Origin of the sequence: Mesorhizobium sp. WSM4906, from assembly GCF_029674625.1 — a bacterium.
Lineage (GTDB): Bacteria > Pseudomonadota > Alphaproteobacteria > Rhizobiales > Rhizobiaceae > Mesorhizobium.
Genome location: NZ_CP121355.1, coordinates 1,130,251 through 1,149,559, shown reverse-complemented (window position 1 = coordinate 1,149,559; position 19,309 = coordinate 1,130,251). Strand labels below are relative to the sequence as shown.

At 65.3% G+C, this 19,309-nt stretch carries 15 protein-coding genes; 9 read left to right on the top strand and 6 right to left on the bottom strand.

The window, feature by feature from the left end; genetic code table 11:
• Positions 1 to 11: 11 nt before the first annotated feature.
• Complete coding sequence (locus QAZ22_RS05475) at positions 12 to 917, bottom strand: LysR family transcriptional regulator (RefSeq protein ID WP_278205990.1); 906 nt, start codon at positions 915 to 917, stop codon at positions 12 to 14.
• Positions 918 to 1,040: 123 nt separating this feature from the next.
• Here QAZ22_RS05475 and QAZ22_RS05470 point away from each other — a divergent pair, with 123 nt between their 5' ends.
• Positions 1,041 to 2,225 (top strand): MFS transporter, encoded by a 1,185-nt coding sequence (locus QAZ22_RS05470; RefSeq protein WP_278205989.1) that lies wholly within the window; start codon positions 1,041 to 1,043, stop codon positions 2,223 to 2,225.
• Positions 2,226 to 2,275: 50 nt separating this feature from the next.
• Complete coding sequence (locus QAZ22_RS05465) at positions 2,276 to 3,310, top strand: aldo/keto reductase (RefSeq protein WP_278205988.1); 1,035 nt, start codon at positions 2,276 to 2,278, stop codon at positions 3,308 to 3,310.
• Positions 3,311 to 3,611: 301 nt separating this feature from the next.
• Here QAZ22_RS05465 and QAZ22_RS05460 read toward each other — a convergent pair whose 3' ends face one another.
• Positions 3,612 to 3,884: an usg protein gene (locus QAZ22_RS05460; protein ID WP_278075915.1), complete on the bottom strand. Its 273-nt coding sequence runs from the start codon at positions 3,882 to 3,884 to the stop codon at positions 3,612 to 3,614.
• A gap of 309 nt (positions 3,885 to 4,193) precedes the next feature.
• Here QAZ22_RS05460 and acs point away from each other — a divergent pair, with 309 nt between their 5' ends.
• Both acs and QAZ22_RS05450 read left to right on the top strand, forming a co-directional pair.
• Positions 4,194 to 6,149, top strand: a complete 1,956-nt coding sequence (acs, locus tag QAZ22_RS05455; protein WP_278205987.1) for an acetate--CoA ligase — start codon at positions 4,194 to 4,196, stop codon at positions 6,147 to 6,149.
• Complete coding sequence (locus QAZ22_RS05450; protein WP_278205986.1) at positions 6,149 to 6,898, top strand: MOSC domain-containing protein; 750 nt, start codon at positions 6,149 to 6,151, stop codon at positions 6,896 to 6,898. Before acs ends, QAZ22_RS05450 begins: the two co-directional genes overlap by 1 nt.
• A 15-nt stretch (positions 6,899 to 6,913) precedes the next feature.
• Here the strand turns inward: QAZ22_RS05450 and QAZ22_RS05445 are convergent, their stop codons facing one another.
• Both QAZ22_RS05445 and QAZ22_RS05440 read right to left on the bottom strand, forming a co-directional pair.
• A complete protein-coding gene (locus QAZ22_RS05445; RefSeq protein ID WP_278205985.1) occupies positions 6,914 to 8,182 on the bottom strand; it encodes a cyclopropane-fatty-acyl-phospholipid synthase family protein in 1,269 nt (422 codons plus the stop codon).
• 445 nt (positions 8,183 to 8,627) lie between these two features.
• Complete coding sequence (locus QAZ22_RS05440; protein WP_278205984.1) at positions 8,628 to 10,004, bottom strand: pilus assembly protein; 1,377 nt, start codon at positions 10,002 to 10,004, stop codon at positions 8,628 to 8,630.
• Between the two features lie 436 nt (positions 10,005 to 10,440).
• Here QAZ22_RS05440 and QAZ22_RS05435 point away from each other — a divergent pair, with 436 nt between their 5' ends.
• Positions 10,441 to 11,106: an HAD-IA family hydrolase gene (locus QAZ22_RS05435; protein WP_278205983.1), complete on the top strand. Its 666-nt coding sequence runs from the start codon at positions 10,441 to 10,443 to the stop codon at positions 11,104 to 11,106.
• A 32-nt stretch (positions 11,107 to 11,138) separates the two neighbouring features.
• Here the strand turns inward: QAZ22_RS05435 and QAZ22_RS05430 are convergent, their stop codons facing one another.
• Complete coding sequence (locus QAZ22_RS05430; RefSeq protein ID WP_278205982.1) at positions 11,139 to 11,360, bottom strand: DUF1674 domain-containing protein; 222 nt, start codon at positions 11,358 to 11,360, stop codon at positions 11,139 to 11,141.
• Between the two features lie 154 nt (positions 11,361 to 11,514).
• On the opposite strand from QAZ22_RS05430, the gene htpX reads away from it, so the two are divergent.
• The 4 genes from htpX to purH all read left to right on the top strand — a co-directional run bounded on the left by htpX (position 11,515) and on the right by purH (position 17,511).
• A complete protein-coding gene (gene htpX / locus QAZ22_RS05425) occupies positions 11,515 to 12,549 on the top strand; it encodes a zinc metalloprotease HtpX (RefSeq protein WP_278205981.1) in 1,035 nt (344 codons plus the stop codon).
• Entirely contained in the window at positions 12,540 to 13,925 is a 1,386-nt protein-coding gene (locus QAZ22_RS05420) for an RsmB/NOP family class I SAM-dependent RNA methyltransferase (RefSeq protein WP_278205980.1), read from the top strand. Before htpX ends, QAZ22_RS05420 begins: the two co-directional genes overlap by 10 nt.
• A gap of 147 nt (positions 13,926 to 14,072) precedes the next feature.
• Positions 14,073 to 15,797, top strand: coding sequence for a heparinase II/III family protein (locus QAZ22_RS05415; protein WP_278205979.1), 1,725 nt, complete (start codon positions 14,073 to 14,075; stop codon positions 15,795 to 15,797).
• 97 nt (positions 15,798 to 15,894) lie between these two features.
• Positions 15,895 to 17,511: a bifunctional phosphoribosylaminoimidazolecarboxamide formyltransferase/IMP cyclohydrolase gene (gene purH, locus QAZ22_RS05410; protein ID WP_278205978.1), complete on the top strand. Its 1,617-nt coding sequence runs from the start codon at positions 15,895 to 15,897 to the stop codon at positions 17,509 to 17,511.
• Positions 17,512 to 17,686: 175 nt separating this feature from the next.
• On the opposite strand, the gene QAZ22_RS05405 is transcribed toward purH, so the two are convergent.
• Positions 17,687 to 19,063 carry an MFS transporter gene (locus QAZ22_RS05405; RefSeq protein WP_278205976.1) on the bottom strand — a complete coding sequence of 459 codons (1,377 nt, stop codon included), beginning with the start codon at positions 19,061 to 19,063 and terminating at the stop codon, positions 17,687 to 17,689.
• Positions 19,064 to 19,309 lie beyond the last annotated feature (246 nt).

The following is a 19,309-nucleotide window of genomic DNA, read 5'->3' as shown; positions in this document are numbered from 1 at the left end:
CTTTGATGTTTTCAGAGACGCACGGCCTCGGCAAGAAAATCAAGAAAAGCCCGCACCCTGGCCGGCAGATGCTTGCCCTGGCCGACATAGACTGCGTGCGTCGGCTCCTCGTCGCCGGGATTGAACTCCTCCAGCAACGGCACGAGCAACCCGGCGGCGATGTCGGATTCGACATGCCATCGCGCCAGCCGCGCTATACCGGCTCCTGCCAACGTCGTTCGCCGCATCGCTTCGCCGTCGGTCAGCGACATGTTTCCGACGATCGGCATGATGATCGATCTGCCTGTCGCATCGACAAAGGGCCAACCTTCGATGTGCCTGGCAAAGCCGAAGGCCAGCATGTTGTGGCGGGCGAGGTCGGACAATGCGCGTGGCGTGCCGCGCGCTTCGAGATAGGCAGGCGACGCGACCAGCACCATCCGGCTCTGGCCGAGCTTGCGCGCCACCAGGCGTGACTCGCGCAGCGGCCCGGCGCGGATGGCGACGTCGGCACGCTCTTCCAGAAGGTCGATGACACTGTCGGTCAGCACGGCTTCGACGAAAATCTCGGGGTACTTTTCCAGGAAACGCGGCAGCAGCGCCATCAGCCGGTGCTGGCCGAACGGCACATAGGAATTGACCCTCAGCCTGCCGCGCGGCGCCGCACCCGCCGCCGCTTCGCGTTCCGCCGCATCCATATCGGCGAGGATCCGCACGCCGCTGTCGTGGAAGGCCACCCCTTCCGGGGTCAGCTGCAGCCGCCGCGTCGAGCGGCTGAGAAGTCGCGCGCCAAGCCGCGCCTCCAGCCGCGCGATCAGCTTGCTCACCGCTGATGGCGTCATGCGCAGCGCGCGCGCCGCGGCCGAGAAGCTGCCCGCCTCGACGACGCGGACGAACACCTCGATCTCGCCGGAACGGTTGATTTCGGGCCTCGCCATTCGTGAATCTATTTCACAGAAAATATGCCTGATGCAAGGCTGGTTCACAGCTCCGAGGATCACGATGTTCCCGGTCGGGGCGCGGGATTGAGCGTCCTCTTTCCGACCAATCGGACCATCGCCATGCCTCTTGCTCTCTATGCCCTCACCGCCGGTGCCTTCGGCATCGGTGTCACCGAATTCGTCATCATGGGCCTGCTGCTCGACGTCAGCGCCGATCTCGGCGTCTCGATCTCGGCCGCGGGCATGCTGATCTCCGGCTATGCGCTGGGCGTCGTCGTCGGCGCGCCGTTGCTTGGCGCGCTTACCGGCCACCTGTCGAAGAAGACGCTGCTGCTTGCCCTGATGGTGGTCTTTACCGTCGGCAACCTCGCCTGCGCGCTGGCGCCCGATTACTGGACGCTGATGGCGGCGCGTGTGCTCACCGCTTTCGCCCATGCCTCCTTCTTTGGCGTCGGCTCGGTCGTCGCCACCAGCCTCGTCGCGCCCAACCGGAAGGCTTCGGCCATCGCGCTGATGTTCACCGGCCTTACCGTCGCCAACATCCTCGGCGTGCCGTTCGGCACCTGGCTCGGCCAAGCCTATGGCTGGCGCTCGGCCTTCCTCGCCGTCACACTGGTCGGCGTCATCGCCTTTGCCGTGATCGCGCTGCTGGTGCCGCATGACCAGCCAGCCGCGGCCGACCCGGAGGAAGGTTCCGAAGGCGCGCTTGCCGTGCTTGGCCGCCGGCCCGTGCTGCTCGGCCTGCTGACCACGGTGCTGAGCTGGGTCGGCGTCTTTGCCGCCTTCACCTATCTGGCGCCGATCCTAACCCGGATCAGCGGCTTTTCCGAAGCCGCCGTGTCGCCGATCCTGCTCGTCTTCGGCGGCGGGCTGGTCGCCGGCAACCTGCTTGGCGGGCGCCTCGCCGACCGGCGTCTCGTGCCGACCGTCATCGGCACGCTGGTCGCGCTCTCGGCCGTGCTGTTCGTCATGACCGCCGCGATCCATCAGCCGCTCGCGGCAATCGTCGCCGTCGGCCTGCTGGGCGCGGCCGCCTTCGCCACCGTCGCCCCGCTGCAGATGTGGGTGCTGGACAAGGCCAGGGGCGCCGGCCAGGGCCTCGCCTCGTCCTTCAACATCGCCGCCTTCAACCTCGGCAATGCGATCGGCGCCTGGCTCGGCGGCTTCGTCATCGACCACGGCCCCGGCCTCGGCGCCGTCACCCTTGTCGCGGGCCTGGTGCCGCTCGCGGCGGTTGCCGTCGTGTTCCTGGCCCTTCGCCTCGAGCGCCGCGCGATCGGTTCGCCGGCGCTGGCCCAGTGCTGACCAGCCCAAATCCGCCCTCGACATTACAATTTTGGACAAGGAGCAAAACCATGGACTATCGACGTCTCGGCGCATCCGGCCTGAAAGTGCCGGCGCTTTCCTTCGGCGCCGGAACCTTCGGCGGCTCCGGGCCGCTGTTCGGCCATTGGGGTAACAGCGACGCTAAGGAGGCGCGCCGGCTGGTCGACATCTGCCTGGAAGCAGGCGTCACCCTCTTCGACACGGCCGACGTCTATTCGAATGGCGCCTCGGAGGAGGTGCTGGGCGAAGCGATCAAGGGCCGCCGCGACGCGGTGCTGATCTCGACCAAGACCGCGCTGCCGATGGGCGACGGCCCGGCCGATTGGGGCTCGTCGCGCTCACGGCTGATCCGCTCCGTCGACGCGGCGCTGAGGCGCCTCGGCACCGATTATATCGACTTGCTTCAGCTCCATGCCTTCGACGCCGCGACGCCGATCGAGGAGGTGCTGGCGACGCTGGGCGACCTCGTTCGCGCGGGCAAGCTGCGCTATGTCGGCGTCTCCAACTTCTCCGGCTGGCAGGTGATGAAATCGCTCGGCCTGGCGGAAAAGCACGGCTATCCGCGCTATGTCGCGCATCAGGTCTACTACTCGCTGGTCGGTCGCGACTATGAATGGGAACTGATGCCGCTCGGCCTCGACCAGGGCGTCGGCGCCCTTGTGTGGAGTCCGCTCGGCTGGGGCCGGCTGACCGGCAAGATCCGTCGCGGCCAACCGCTGCCGAAAACGAGCCGGCTGCACGACACGGCAAGCTTCGGCCCGCCCGTCGAGGACGGGCATCTCTATCGGGTGGTCGACGCGCTCGAAACCGTCGCCGCCGAAACCGGCAAGACCGTGCCGCAGGTCGCGATCAACTGGCTGCTACAGCGGCCGACCGTGTCGTCCGTGATCATCGGCGCGCGCAACGAGGAGCAGTTGCGGCAAAATCTCGGCGCCGTCGGCTGGACGTTGTCGCCGGAACAGATGAAGGCGCTCGATGAAGCGAGCGCTGTGACCGCACCCTATCCTTACTTTCCCTATCGCCGCCAAGAGGGCTTCGCCCGGCTGAACCCGCCGGCGGTGTGATTGAGTCGCGAACATCCTATCGGGCCGATCGTGAACATACCGGATTAGCCGCAGCCTCCGAACTTCGTCATCCACGGGCGGAGCAGCCGCGAAGCGGCGTCGCGAAGACCCGAGGATCCATTCCGTTACCTCGATCGTAGGGCGCGGCGGAGCAGAATTCTGGATCGTCGCAACGCCCCCAAGTCACGGCATGCATCCTCGGGTCTGCGCCGCGTCGCTTCGCTCCTTGCTCCGCCCGTGGATGACGAAGTGATGGGCGTTTCCGCCAATCGCTCGACGTCCAGAGAACCTCGGCGACGCCTCAATGCAGCACGAACTCCCCGTCCACCTTCCGCCACTCGTTCGGCGCGATCAGCTTCTGGTGCGTGTAGGTCACCGAATGCAGCGGGCCGTCGAGCTTGGTCTTCCAGAATTCGATGAAGCGGATCAGCACCGGAAATTGCGGCGCGATGTCGTAGTCCTGCCAGATGAAGCTTTGCAGCAAATGCGGGTGATCGGGAAAATGGTAGAGGATCTTGGCCGTGGTCAGCCCATAGCCCCTGAGCATCAGATCCATTTCGGAATGGTCATGCATGGCAGCCCCCTTAAGGCTCGATCTCCTTTCCTCCCGATCTCCGATTCTGCGCTCGGTTGCTTAACTGTCTATTGATTTTCGCACATCTGACCCAAGTTTTCCATCGGAAAAACAAGCGGTTAGCAGCCCTGGAGCGAGAGTGCTAACAGGCGTCTGGACTTGCCCCTGCGTCATCCCGCCGCGCGAATCCAACGTCTAATATTGCCGTCACGGCGGAACTGTTAATAATGCCGGCGAATTCGCGGCCGCTTCGCCGCGATACCGCCGGCACTTCAAGCCGGCGGAACGGTTCTGGAGGAAAGCTGAAAAATGTCCGATGTCCATGTCCACCGCGTCCAGCCGGCGTGGAAGAAGAACGCGCTGATCGACAACGACACCTATCTCAAATGGTACGCCGACAGCGTGAAGAACCCGGACAAGTTCTGGGGCAAGCACGGCAAGCGCATCGACTGGTTCAAGCCCTTCACCAAGGTCAAGAACACTTCCTTCGATGGCAAGGTCTCGATCAAGTGGTTCGAGGACGGCCAGACCAATGTTTCCTATAACTGCATCGACCGGCATCTCAAGAAGCGCGGCAACCAGACCGCCATCATCTGGGAGGGCGACAACCCTTACGATGACCGCAAGATCACCTATAACGAGCTTTATGCGCATGTCTGCCGCTTTGCCAACGTGCTGAAGAAGCACGGCGTCAAGAAGGGCGACCGCGTCACCATCTACATGCCGATGATCCCGGAAACGGCCTATGCGATGCTTGCCTGCACGCGTATCGGCGCCATCCATTCGGTCGTCTTCGGCGGCTTCTCGCCCGACGCTCTCGCCGGGCGCATCGACGACTGCAAGTCGACCGTCGTCGTCACTGCGGACGAGGGCCTGCGCGGCGGCAAGCCGATCCCGCTGAAGGACAACACCGACAAGGCGATAGACATCGCGGCCAAGGCCGGCACCAAGGTCGAGAAGGTGGTGGTCGTGCGCCGCACCGGCGGCAAGACCGGCTGGGTGCCGGGTCGCGACGTCTGGTACCACGAGGAGGCAGCGACCGTTAAGGCCGACTGCAAGCCGGAGAAGATGAAGGCGGAGGATCCGCTATTCATCCTCTACACCTCTGGCTCGACCGGCAAGCCGAAGGGCGTGCTGCACACCACCGCCGGCTATCTCGTCTACGTCTCGATGACCCACCAATATGTCTTCGATTACCATGACGGCGACATCTACTGGTGCACCGCCGATGTCGGCTGGGTCACCGGCCACAGCTACATCGTCTATGGGCCTTTGGCCAACGGCGCCACGACGCTGATGTTCGAGGGCGTGCCGAACTACCCGTCGCAGTCGCGCTTCTGGGAAGTCGTCGACAAGCACCAGGTCAACATCTTCTACACCGCGCCGACGGCGCTGCGCGCGCTGATGGGCGCCGGGGACGGCTATGTGAAGAAGACCTCGCGCAAGTCGCTGCGCGTGCTTGGTACCGTCGGCGAGCCGATCAATCCGGAAGCCTGGGAGTGGTACTACAACGTCATCGGCAACGCCAAATTGCCGATCGTCGACACCTGGTGGCAGACCGAGACCGGCGGCATCCTGATCACGCCGCTGCCGGGCGCCACCGACCTCAAGGCCGGGTCGGCGACGCGGCCGTTCTTCGGCGTCAGGCCGCAGCTGGTCGACGGCGACGGCAAGGTGCTCGAAGGGGCGGCCGACGGCAATCTCTGCATCATCGATGCATGGCCCGGCATGATGCGCACGGTCTATGGCGATCACGACCGCTTCGTGCAGACTTACTTTTCGACCTACAAGGGCAAGTACTTCACCGGCGACGGCTGCCGCCGCGACGAAGACGGCTATTACTGGATCACCGGCCGCGTCGACGACGTCATCAACGTCTCCGGCCATCGCATGGGCACGGCGGAAGTGGAGTCCGCGCTGGTCAGCCACGACCTGGTCTCGGAAGCCGCGGTCGTCGGCTATCCGCACGACATCAAGGGGCAAGGTATCTACTGCTACGTCACGCTGATGGCCGGCAGCACATCGAGCGAGGATCTGCGCAAGGAGCTTGTCGCCCACGTCCGCAAGGAGATCGGCGCCATCGCCACGCCGGACAAGATCCAGTTCGCGCCGGGCCTGCCCAAGACCCGCTCGGGCAAGATCATGCGCCGCATCCTGCGCAAGATCGCCGAGGACGATTACGGCGCGCTCGGCGACACCTCGACATTGGCCGACCCGGCCGTCGTCGACGATCTCGTCGCCAACCGGCAGAACAAAAGGGCCTGATGAACGCTCAGGCGGCACTCGGCACGGTCAGCCAGCTCTGGCGCTATCCCGCGAGCTCGCTCGCCGGCGAGCGGCTGGACGCGATCTCCGTCGGCACATCGAGCGTCGACGGCGATCGGCTGTTCGGCCTGGTCGATGCTTCCGACAATGAAATCGCCCGGCCGGACCGCGGGCCGAAATGGCACAAGGTGCCGCTGATCCGCACCCGGCTGACCGAAGATCGCGAGCTTGAGGTGGCCGTGCCCGGCGGCGACTGGCTGCCGGCGCCGGACCCTGAAAGCGACCGCGTCGTTTCCGCTTTCCTCGGCTTCGAAGCCTCGATCCGGCCTTATTTCCGCGAGAATGCGGCCCCCAGCTATTCCGGCCCGCTTACCGTCGAGCGTTACACTAGGGCGCCGATCCACCTGCTGACCACCGCCTCGCTGGCTCGGCTGAAGGCGCTGCATCCGGAAGGCGTGGCCGATCCGCGCCGTTTCCGCCCCAACATCGTCGTCGACATGGACCCTGTCGAAGGCTCCTTCCCGGAGACCGAATGGATCGGGCGCAAACTCGCTGTCGGCGATCTCATGCTCACTGTTTCGGAGCCTTGCCGCCGTTGCGGCTTCACCATCATCGCCCAGGACGGCTTCGACAACGATCCCGGCATCCTGCGCAACCTGGTCCGCTACAACGCCCACAATATCGGCGTCTATTGCACCGTCGACCGGCCGGCGCGCGTCGAGATCGGCGCGCCGATGCGCTTCGTCTGATCGGTCGCCCTCGTCCTACCGATAGAGATCCGCCCGCGTCGGCGGCAGCCCGCTCGGGCCACGCGCCCGCTTTGTGGCGACGGTCTGGAAAACCTGCGCCGAGGCGCGCTCGAAGGCGATCGAGCAGCCGGTGAGATAGAGCAGCCAGAGCCGCGCCTTCGCCTCGCCGACCTCGGCGATCGCCTTGTCGAAGCGCGCATGGAGACGCTCCGCCCACAGGCGGCAGGTGCGCTGATAATGCTCGCGCAGGTTCTCGACATCATGGACGAGGAAGCCATGCGCCTCGAGATTGCCGAGCGTCATGCCGATCGTGTCGAGCTCGCCGCCAGGAAAGATGTATTTGATCAGCGCCTTGTATTCCGGCCCCTTGCGCAGCGTCTTCCTGATGTCGCCCTTGCTGCGCCTGGTGATGGCATGATGCAGGTAGACGCCGCCGGGCTTCAGCAAGCGGTGGACCGCCGAGAAGTAGGCCGCGTGGTTGGCAAGTCCCAGATGCTCGAACATGCCGATCGACGATATCTTGTCGAAAGTGCCGGAGAGCTCGGCATAAGACTTTATCTCGATGGTGATGCGATCCTCCAGCCCCTCGGCGCGAATGCGCTCGCGGGCAAGGTCTGTCTGGGCTTGCGACAGCGAGACACCGTGGCCGACGACGCCGTAATTCTTCACCGCATGGATGAGCATCGCGCCCCAGCCGCAGCCGATGTCGAGCAGTTTTTCGCCAGGCTTCAGCCTGAGCTTGCGGCAGATATGGTCGAGCTTGTCGACCTGCGCCTGGTCGATGCCGTTGGCGAAATCTGTAAAATAGCCGCAGCTGTAGACCATGCGCTCGTCGAGGAAGAGCCGGTAGAAGGCATTCGAGATGTCGTAGTGATGCTGGATCGCCTCCTTGTTCGACCCGCTGACATAGGGGTTGCGCCCGGAAAGATCGCCGCGCGCCGTCATCTGCTTGCGCGAAAACAGCACGCTTGGCAGGTCGCGCAGGATCGCGAGCTTGGGCAATGATCTGAGCTTCGTCTTGAGCTTGCCCTGCGAGGGCAGGGCGTAGAAATCGAACAGCGTGCCCCCTTCGATATCCACGGTCTTAGAGATCCACATCTCGACCAGCGTCGAGAAGGTCGGCCGGCGAACCAGCTGCCAGACGATGTCCTGATCGTTGATGGCGAGCACCGGACCGTCGGCGGGGCCGATCCGCTCGCCGGTCCACAGCCTGACCGCAAAGCCCGGCTTCAGCGTCTCGACCACCGTTCGCACGATCCGCGCTGCCCTGTCGGCGGCATTCATTCCCACCTCCCGATGCGTCGAATACATTCGCTAGCCTGGAGGCACTGTTGTCCAATTGGCCTTGGCACCGCAATCCCGATCTGTTGCGCAAATGCACTACTGCGAGCATTTCCCATCTGGCCATTCCGTAACGGCACCTTGTCATTTGCCGCGACGCACCCCATTCTCTGGGCCGTGTTCAACCAATCGAAAGGAGGTGATCCGATGTCGAGTGATTTCGTTTTCCATAACGTGAGCTCAGCGGATTGCACTTCCGGGAAGCAGTCTTCCCGTTAAGGCGCGAGACGCGCGGCAGGTGACCCGATGGGGTCGTCGCCATGAGCCGCGTCATGGACGGAAACACGGAAGGCCGCCGGCTTCGTCAAGAAGCGGCGGCCTTTTCCTTTGGTAGCTGATCTGCGCTCGCCTAAGGCAATCCAGGAAATGTGCCGCGGAACCGGCGCCGCTACTTGGTCACTGTGAGGTTGTCGATGTTGCGCACGATCGACTGGAAAGCCTGGTCGAGCTCCGTGCCGTTGGCGGCCTGATAGAAATGCGTGATGCTCGCCGTGTCCGGGCTGGCGCAAGCCTGCAACGTCGACTTGGCGTTCTTTTCGGTGAGGTCGAAGCCGATCGTGAAGATTTCGATACCCTGGTCGCGCATCGCGGAGCACAGCGTCGTCGCGGCGGTGCGTGTCTGCTCCTTGCCGGCGGCGTTATAAACCTGGCCCACGCTGGTGGCATCAAAATAGGAAAGGTTGAACTCGCCGTCGGTCATCAGGATCGCGTATTTGGCGACCTTCTTCGGATCCATCTTGGCCGGCCGCTCCGAAACCTTCATCACGCCGCCCCAGTTCTCGGACAGCATGTACCAGGCCCACTGCACGCCGATATGGCCGGCGGTGCCGCCGGAGGCGACGAAGCCCTTGATGACATTCTTCAGTGCCGTGGCGTCCGCTGTCAGCGGCTTCACCGCCGCGGCCGGACAAGCGGACGTGCCGGTCTGTTGGGCGAACGGGGACAGGAAATAGTCGCGGTTGACCATGCCGACGTCCGGCCCGGCGTCCGAATATTGATAGGTGCCCTTGCGCTCGGTCGCGCAGGTATCGGGCCGCGCCGGCGCCGACACCATTTGCGGGTCGCCATTGCCCGGCGCCTGCTTGCGCTCGCTTAGCTTGGTTTCGACGAAGACGGTGCTTGCGGCAAGTGGACCGACATTGACAGAGTTGGCGTAGGGAACGATCGCCACCCGCACACGAGGATTGGCCGAGTCCTGGCCGGTGAGGAACGAGTCGACCGCATTGCCGGCTGCCGTCTTCAAATCCTTGATCTTCTGCCCCGCCATCGAGCCGGTGATGTCGAGCATCATCGCCACCTCGACCTTCTTGTCCGAATAGAGCGCGGTGGTCGACGTGGTCACGCGCTGCATGTCGCCCACGCTGAAGATCGGAAAATAGAGGCCGATATCGGCATGCACATCCGCCTGCACGGTTTTCGCCGTTCTGTCGACGGTTAGCTTGTCGAGCACGATCTGGTTGGCCTGCAGCACACCGGCGGTGCTGTTGGCGTCGAGAAATGCCTGCACCGATCGGTTGGCATCGGCTTCCTTGATGACGCCGAGGGTGAGATCGCGTGCCGTCGAGGTGACGGCGGCGTCGACGACGCCCTGCAAGCTCGATTTCGCGTTGTAGAGCTGCGAGATATTGACCGCGAATCCCACCCCCAGCGCCAGGACCGATGCGGCAATCCCGAACAGAACCGCGAAATTGCCTCCGCGATCCCGGGCAAAGCCGTCCACCCCACGAACGAGACCCCCGTGAACGAGACCTTTGAACTGCCGCATCCTTCCGCCCCCGCTGACTGCGGCGTCGAGCCGCTCGACGCAGGCGCTGCAGGATTTCGGCCAGGTAAGGACGCCGGGCCTCGAAAAGCGCCCGCCGATCAGTTAACTTATTGTTTTTGCTTGCTTTTCGCAGACGGCAAGGTGAATGGCGGGTAAACGACGATGCGGTGGCGTGAATGCCGTTCAGGAAGCGCTTACCATGTTCTGCTGAGCGATTGCGGCCCTTCCCGCTTCGGCACAGCAGGATGTGTCCCGAAGTGGGCCAGCAGTGGTGTTGAAGCCATGGTGAGACAGCCGTCCGGTCTGCCGAATTGCGCGCCTGTCCTGCCGCCGATGCGATGACGAGGCGCGGCCCCGCGGCTTCCCACGCGGCGTTGGTCGGTCTAGACTGTGACCGCGTTTCGCCCTCCCCGAAAACGAATCTCCAGGAAATCCGATGTTCGCAGGCAGAAAGTTCGCCGCCTTCCTTTTCGACATGGACGGCACGGTGCTCAACTCGATCGCGGCGGCGGAACGTGTGTGGACTGAGTGGGCAAATCGCCATGGCCTCGACGTCGCGAGCTTCCTGCCGACGATCCATGGCAAGCGCGCGATCGAGACGATCGCTGCGCTGGAGCTTCCAGGCATAGATGCCGTGGCGGAAGCCAATGCTCTGCTCAAGGCCGAGGCGGACGATCTCGAAGGCATCGTCCCGATTCCCGGCTCCGTCGCCTTTCTCAATTCGCTGCCGCCCGAGCGCTGGGCGATCGTCACTTCGGCGCCGCGCGAGCTGGCGCTGCTGCGCATGGCGGCGGCCGGCATTCCGGTTCCGGCCATGATGGTGTCGGCCGAGGACGTCACCCGCGGCAAGCCGGCGCCTGACTGCTTCCTGCTGGCGGCAGAACGTCTCGGCGTCGAGGCGCGCGATTGCCTGGTCTTCGAGGATGCGCCGGCCGGCATCGCGGCCGGCGAAGCTGCCGGCGCCTCGGTGATGGTGATCAGCGCCACGCACGTCCATGCGATGCAGACGCAGCACGCCAGCATCGCCACCTACGACGCGCTCGGCGTTGCCGTGGACGACAGCGGCTGGATGGTCGTCGAGCCGCAGCGCGACGCGGCTTAGGATGCGCTGAGATTCAGATCAGGCATATCCGCCTAAAAATCGCTGGTCAGGCCTTTCACTTCCCAGTCGCCGTAGCGCCCGGGTTCCTTGCCGCCGCGGCCGCCGATTTCCTTCGGCAGTTGGGCTTCCGCCTCGCGGTATGCCTGTCGCCTGGCCTCGGCCTCTGCCAGCGCGCGCTCGGCCGCCGGCGTCAGCGTCCTTTGCGGCTTGTCGCCTTCGGGAGCGGTTTCGGTTTTGCTGGGGCGTTCGGTCATGCGATATGCCTTGCCAATTAAAACACGGGGCCGATTAAAGCAGAGGGTCGATTGAAACGGAGGCCGGCCTTTCCCATCATATAGCCATGACAACCGTGGGATCGACCCCTATTCGCCACCACGCCAAACGCCACCACGCCAAACGGAAGAGACGATGAACACGCTTCGCACCGCCATGCTTCTTGCCGCGATGACCGCGCTGTTCATGGGCGTCGGCTTTCTGATCGGCGGCACGGGCGGCATGATGATCGCGCTCTTGATCGCCGCCGGCATGAACCTGTTCAGCTATTGGAATGCCGACAAGATGGTGCTGTCGATGAACCGCGCCGTCGAGGTCGACGAGAAGAACGCCCCCGAATATTATGCGATCGTCCAGGCGCTGGCCAAGCAGGCCGGCCTGCCGATGCCGAAGACTTATCTGATCGACAGCCCGCAGCCCAACGCTTTCGCCACCGGCCGTAACCCTCAGAACGCCGCGGTGGCCGCGTCGACCGGCCTGCTGGAGCGCCTCAGCCACGAAGAGGTCGCGGCGGTGATGGCGCATGAGCTTGCCCATGTGCAGCACCGCGACACATTGACCATGACGATCGTCGCGACGCTCGCCGGCGCGATTTCGATGCTCGGCAATTTCGCCTTCTTCTTCGGCGGCAGCCGCGACAACAACAACCCGTTCGGCTTCGTCGGGGTGCTGGTGGCGATGCTCGTGGCACCCTTTGCCGCCATGATCGTGCAGATGGCGGTGAGCCGCACCCGCGAATACGAGGCCGACCGACGCGGCGCCGAGATCTGCGGCCACCCGCTGTGGCTAGCCTCCGCGCTCGACAAGATCGCGCGCGGCGCCGAGCGCATTCCCAACCCGGACGCCGAGCGCAATCCGGCCATGGCGCATCTCTTCATCATCAATCCGCTTCACGGCGAGCGCATGGACAATCTGTTTTCGACCCATCCGAACACCGAGAACCGCATCGCCGCCCTGCAGCAGATGGCCAGTGAGATGGACGGCGGCGCGCGGGCCGCCCGGCGCGAGGCGCCGGCGCCACCCCAGCCAGACGAGCCGCGGACAGGCCCATGGGGCAGGCGGCCGGCTGAGTCCGCGCCGCCGGCTGAGCCGGAGCGGCCGAAGCCCAATCCGTGGGGCCGCAACCCGACCGGCCCCCGCGGCGCCGGACCCAAAGGTCCGTGGTCGTGAGCGGAGCAAAACGCCGACCGCAAATCCCGGGCAGACGTGACGGCAATGCGGGCGAGGCGATTACCGGCCTTGCCGCGCGCAAGGCCGCCGCGCGCCTGCTTGCCGCCGTCATCGATGCCCGTACGCCGCTCGACGGCCTGACCGACAACGAGCACGGACACCCGCAATACAGGGCGCTCGACCAACGCGACCGCGCATTGGTGCGCGCCATCCTGGTCACGGCGCTGCGCCACCGCATGACCATTGCCGGGCTGCTGGCCAAGCGTCTGGAGAGGCCGCTGCCTGCCAACGCAACCGCGCTCTCGCACATCCTGCACGTCGCCGCCGCGCAGATCCTGTTCCTCGACATTCCCGACAGCGCCGCCGTCGACCTTGCCGTGACACATGCCAAGTCCGATCCGCGCACGGTGCGTTTCTCCGGCCTCGTCAACGGCGTGCTGCGGTCGCTCGCGCGCGCCAAGGATGCCGAGCTTGCGACGGCGCTTGCCGCGACGGGCGAGGCGCCGCAGTGGTTCGCGGACCGGCTGACCTCCGCCTACGGCGCGGACAAGGCGCGCGCTATCCTTGCCGCGCATCGCCATGAGGCGCCGGTCGACTTCACGGTCAAGTCAGACCCGGCGGCCTGGGCAGAGAAGCTGGGCGGTATCGTGCTGCCGACCGGCACGGTGCGGCTCGATAAGCTGCAGGCCGGCGTGACCGAACTGCCCGGCTTCGCCGAGGGCGCCTGGTGGGTACAGGATGCGGCGGCAGCCCTGCCCGCGCGCCTGTTCGGCGACATCGAAGGGCAGCGCGTTGCCGATCTTTGCGCCGCGCCCGGCGGCAAGACGGCGCAGCTCATCCTTGCCGGCGCGAGCGTCACCGCCGTCGACACCTCGAGGAACCGGCTGGCGCGGCTCAAGCAGAATCTCGAGCGCCTCGGCCTGTCGGCGGAGCTGCTGCAGACCGATCTGCTCGACTACCGGCCGGCGGAGCTGTTCGACGCCGTGCTGCTCGACGCCCCCTGCTCGTCGACGGGAACCGTGCGCCGTCACCCCGACGTGCCGTGGACGAAGACCATGGCCGATGTCGAGAAACTCGCCGCGCTCCAAAAGAAGCTCCTCGCTCACGCCGTCAGTTTCGTCAAACCCGGCGGACGGATCGTCTTTTCCAACTGCTCGCTCGACCCGATCGAGGGTGAGGAGCTGTACCGCGCCTTCCTTGCCGAGACTTCCGGCGTGGCCGCCGATCCGATCCAACCGGGCGAATTCGCCGGCCTCGACCCGTTCCTGACGCCCGACGGCACGCTGCGCACGACGCCGGCCGACCTGGTGCTGAATTCACCGGGCGTTTCCGGCCTGGACGGCTTCTTTGCCGCCCGGATGAGACGGACGATTTAGGACGTTATTATATAAAACTTGCCGACTTTTTTAGCGACGACCCTGGCGACATCGCGTGAAGTGCTTCACTCCGGTGAAATCCGCCTTCGCATAAGTTCTTGAATCATATAAGCTTGTGCTTGGGGTAGCGGACAATCAGGAGGGGTTTTGGCACTTGCTGCCGGCAGCACGACGCGTCTGTGGACGCTTGTCGCGAGGGAGTTCTGGCGCAAGACGCGCCGGCGCCTGCGCGCCGGTCCCATCTATCGCTGGCGCTATTCCGGCCGCACGCCCGAGCGCGTCCTCATCGCGCCGCCGGATCTGAGGCTCGCCGATCCGCAGATCGCGCTCGAAATCTACTATGGCCGCTATCCGCTGTCCGGCCACATGGTCGAGAGCGGCGGCAAATCGCCCTTCCAGATCAACGTGCCCAACCGCGGCTGGCAAAAGTCGCTGCACGGCTTCCGCTGGCTGCGCCACATGCGCGCCGCCGGTACCGAGCTCGCCGCCGCCAACGCTCGCGCCCTGGTTTCGGACTGGATCGCCCTGCACGGCAACCAGATATACGGCGTTGCCTGGGAACCGGGCACGACGGCCAAGCGGGTGATCGCCTGGCTGCAGCATTCCTCGGTCGTGCTGCAGGGGGCCGAATTCCCTTTTTACCGCGCCTTCCTCAAGTCGCTCGCCATGCAGATCCGCTATCTGCGATCGATGGCGCGCGAGATGCCGGACGGCAAGGACAGGCTGCGCGCCCGCATCGCGCTTGCCTTCGCCGCCCTGTCGCTGCCCGCGCCGGCATCGGCGCTGCGCAGCGCCACGCGCAATCTCGCCGAGGAGCTCGACCGTCAGATCCTGCCTGACGGCGGCCATATCTCGCGCAATCCGATGACGGTGCTGGAATTGCTCGCCGACCTTTTGCCGCTGCGCCAGACCTATGCCAACCAGGCCGAGGCGCCGCCATCCGCCTTGATCAACGCCATCGACCGCATGCTGCCGGCGCTGCGCTTCTTCCGCCATCAGGACGGCAGCCTCGCCCGCTTCAACGGCATGGGCGCCACGATCCACGACCGTATCGCCACCATCCTGCGCCACGACGACACGGTCGGCGCGCCGCTGCTGCACGCGCCGCATTCCGGCTACGAGCGCCTGTCGATGGGCGGCGTGACGGTGATCGCCGATACCGGCCTGCCGCCGCCGATCGACGTCTCCAACGCCGCCCATGCCGGCTGCCTCGCCTTCGAGCTTTCTTCCGGACGCCAGCACTTCATCGTCAACGCCGGCATCGACACTTACGGCGCCGCCGAATTCCGGCCGCTCGCCCGCGCCACCGCCGCGCATTCGACCGCCACCGTCAACGATACGTCCTCGGCGCGCTTCAGCCATTCGCTGCGCGTCAGCGACCTGCTCGGCTCGCCGCTGATCGGCGGCCCGCAGCACGTGCCCTGCAAGCGCATCGACCAGAAGGGCGTGCACGGCTTCGTCGCCCGCCACGACGGCTATGCCGCGCGCTTCGGCTTCCTGCACGAGCGTGAGCTGAAGCTGGCGGAGAACGGCAATGTGCTCACCGGCCGTGACCGCTTCCTGCGCCCAGGCGGCTCGGCGATCCGCAACAATGGCCGCGACTTCGTGACCGTGCGCTTCCACATCCATCCCGACATCAACCTGCTGCAGGACGAGCAGGACCGCCTGACCCTGGCGGCCTCCCAGGGCGACACCTGGGTCTTCACCTGCGCGGAAGTGGTGCCCGAGATCGAGGAATCGATCTATTTCGCCGGACTTAGCGGACCGCGCCGTACCCGCCAGATCGTGCTTGCCTTCAAGGCCTCGGAGATCGCCGAAGTGCACTGGCAGCTGACGCGCACCGTCATCGCCGGCTATCCCGAGAACAACTGAGCGTCTCCGGACAAATCAGGCTGCAAGCTTGATTTCCGGGCCTCATATGCTACGGCCCGCGAACGCTCTTCAACCAGCCTCGAAAGGCCGCAAGCCCATGGCCGTCCCCGCCAAGAACATTCCGGCACCCGACCTCGTCCCGGTTCGCCGCGCGCTGCTTTCCGTCTTCGACAAGACGGGTCTGGTCGACTTTGCCAAGGCGTTGGCCGCAGCCGGCGTCGAGCTGGTCTCCACCGGCGGCACGGCGAAGGAGATCGCAGGGGCCGGCCTCGCCGTCCGCGACGTTTCGGAGCTGACCGGCTTTCCCGAGATCATGGATGGTCGCGTCAAGACTTTGCATCCGTCGGTGCATGGCGCGCTGCTCGGCGTCCGCGACGATCCCGCGCACGCGAAGGCAATGCACGATCACCACATCCAGCCGATCGACCTCGTCGTCTCCAACCTCTACCCGTTCGAGGAAGTCCGCCGTTCCGGCGCCGGCTACGCCTCGATCGTCGAGAACATCGACATCGGCGGCCCGGCGATGATCCGCGCCTCGGCCAAGAACCATGCCTATGTCGCCATCGTCACCGACCCGGAGGACTACGCGGCGGTGCTCAACGCGCTGGAGATGAACCTCGGCTCGCTGTCGCTCGATTTCCGCAAGAAGCTGGCGGCCAAGGCTTTTGCCCGCACCGCGACCTATGACGCGGCGATCTCCGGCTGGTTCGCCGAAGCGCTCGAGATCGAGCATCCGACCTGGCGCGCCTTCGGCGGCCGTCTCGACCAGGTGATGCGCTATGGCGAGAACCCGCATCAGAGCGCCGGCTTCTACCTCTCGGGCGACAAGCGGCCGGGCGTGGCGACGGCCAGGCAGTTGCAGGGCAAGCAGCTCTCTTACAACAACATCAACGACACCGACGCCGCCTTCGAGCTGGTCGGCGAATTCGATCCGGTCCGCTCGGCGGCGATCGCCATCATCAAGCATGCCAATCCCTGCGGCGTCGCCGAAGGTGAAACCCTGAAGGCTGCCTACGCTAAGGCACTGGCCTGCGACCCGGTCTCGGCCTTCGGCGGCATCGTCGCCATGAACCGCATCCTCGACGCCGAGGCGGCCGAGGAGATTGTCAAAACCTTCACCGAGGTGATCATCGCCCCCAACGCGACCGACGAGGCGGCCGCAATCGTCGCGGCGAAGAAGAATTTGCGCCTTCTGGTCACCGGTGGGCTCCCCGATCCACGTGCCGTCGGCACCACGGTGAAATCCGTCGCCGGCGGTCTCCTGGTGCAGAGCCGCGACAATGCGGTGGTCGACGACCTCGAGCTGAAGGTGGTGACGAAACGCGCCCCGACGCCGGCCGAGCTGGCCGACCTCAAATTCGCATTCCGCGTCGCCAAGCACGTCAAGTCGAACGCCATCGTCTATGCGAAGGACGGCGCCACCGTCGGCATCGGCGCCGGCCAGATGAGCCGCGTCGATTCCTCGCGCATCGCTGCCCGCAAGGCGCTCGACGCGGCGCAGGCGGCTGGCATGGCCGAGCCGCTGACCAAGGGCTCGGTGGTGGCTTCCGATGCCTTCTTCCCCTTCGCCGACGGCCTGCTGTCGGCGATAGAAGCCGGCGCCACGGCCGTGATCCAGCCCGGCGGCTCGATGCGCGACGACGACGTGATCGCCGCCGCCGACGAGCACGGCATCGCCATGGTGTTCACCGGAGTCAGGCATTTCAGGCATTGAGCACTTCTCCTTCTCCCCTTGTGGGAGAAGGTGGCCGCGAAGCGGCCGGATGAGGGGTGTTGGACGGAGTGAGGCGGCGGCAATTTCATGCACATTGCCAAGCTGGAACACCCCTCATCCGTCTCGGCGCTGCGCGCCGATCCACCTTCTCCCACAAGGGGAGAAGGGAAAGGCGCTACTCCACCGGCTTGTCCGCCGGGTACGGCGTCCTGACCAGGATCGCCATGCCGAGGCCGAGGAACAGCGCGATCACCGCCATGCCGAGCCGCGCCGAGCCGCTGGCGAGCGTGATCGTCGAGACCAGGAACGGCGCCAGGAAGCTGGTTGCCCGCCCGGCAAGTGCGTAGATGCCGAAATAGCGGCCGGACTCGGCCGCCGTGACACTGCGCGCCATGTAGGAGCGCGACGAAGCCTGAACCGGCCCGAAGGCGAGGCCGATCAGCAGCCCATAGAGGATGTAGGCCTTCTCGGCCGCGGTGCCGAACAGGCCGCCGGAATCGGTGGCGGGCAATTGTATCAGGCCGAGCAGCGTGAAACCCGGCCCGGTCGAGACGACGCCGACCGTCGCGAGCAGAAGCAGGACCAGCGCGATGATCACCACCGCCTTGGAGCCGAGCGCGGTGTCGAGGCGCGCGGCGATCCAGCAGCCGAAGATGGCGACGATGTTGAGGATGATGCCGAACATGCCGATCTCGGTGATCGACCAGTTGAACATGCCGGCAGCAAAGGTGCCGCCGAGCGCCAGCAGCGCGTTGACGCCGTCCTGATAGATCATGCGCGCGACGAGGAAGCGGAAAATGCCGGCGCGCTTGCGCACTTCGAAAAGCGTGGACTTCAATTCCGACAGGCCCTCGCGCACCGCGGGGCCGATCGAAAGTCCTTTGGTGGCGTCCGGCGTGAAAAAGAACATCGGCAGGATGAACAGGAAATACCAGCCGGCCGACATCGGTCCGGTGAAGCGCGCGTCTTCTCCCAGCTTCGGATCGAGCCCGAACAGCGGATCGAGGCCGATGATCGTCTTGCCGGTTTCCAGATTGCCGGCCAGGAACAGCACGACGAAGATCAGCGCCACCATGCCGCCGAGATAGCCGAGCCCCCAGGCGATGTTGGAGATCTTGCCGATCTCTGCCTTCGGCACCAGGCGAGGCATCATCGAATCGTTGAAGACGGTCGAGAATTCCGCCGCCACCGAGGCGAGCGAGAAGAGCAGCACGATCAGGAACAGGCTGGAGCCGGGCGCGGCGAACCACAAAAGCGTGAGGCTGGTGATCTTGATCGCCGCGAAGAAGGCGATCCACGGCTTGCGCGGCCCGGTCTGGTCGGCGATCGAACCGAGCACGGGCGAAAGCACGGCGATGACCAGTCCAGCGGCGGCGATGCCGTAGCCCCAGGCCGCCTGCCCGGTGGTCGGGTCGCTCGCCATGCGCGAGACGAAATAAGGCCCGAAGATGAAGGTGGTGACGACGGTGAAGAACGGCTGCGCCGCCCAGTCGAAGAACATCCAGCCCCAGATGCCGCGCCCCGTCGCCCGCTGCACCGCTACTTCGGCCATGTCCCCTCCAGCATCATCGGTCTTATCGCGGGCGCCATGTCTGCACGTTTCCCGTTTCCTTGCAAACGAACAACGTCAGTGCCGCCCCTCATTGCCCTGCCGGGCATTTCTCCCCGTATAGTGACGGGGAGAAAGACGCTCTCATCGATGCTTTCGCCAATCGCAGACGTCGCAGAAAGGGCGCGGCGTGGCGGCATGCTCCCTTCTCCCCATCCCTATACGGGGAGAAGGTGGCGGCAGCCGGAT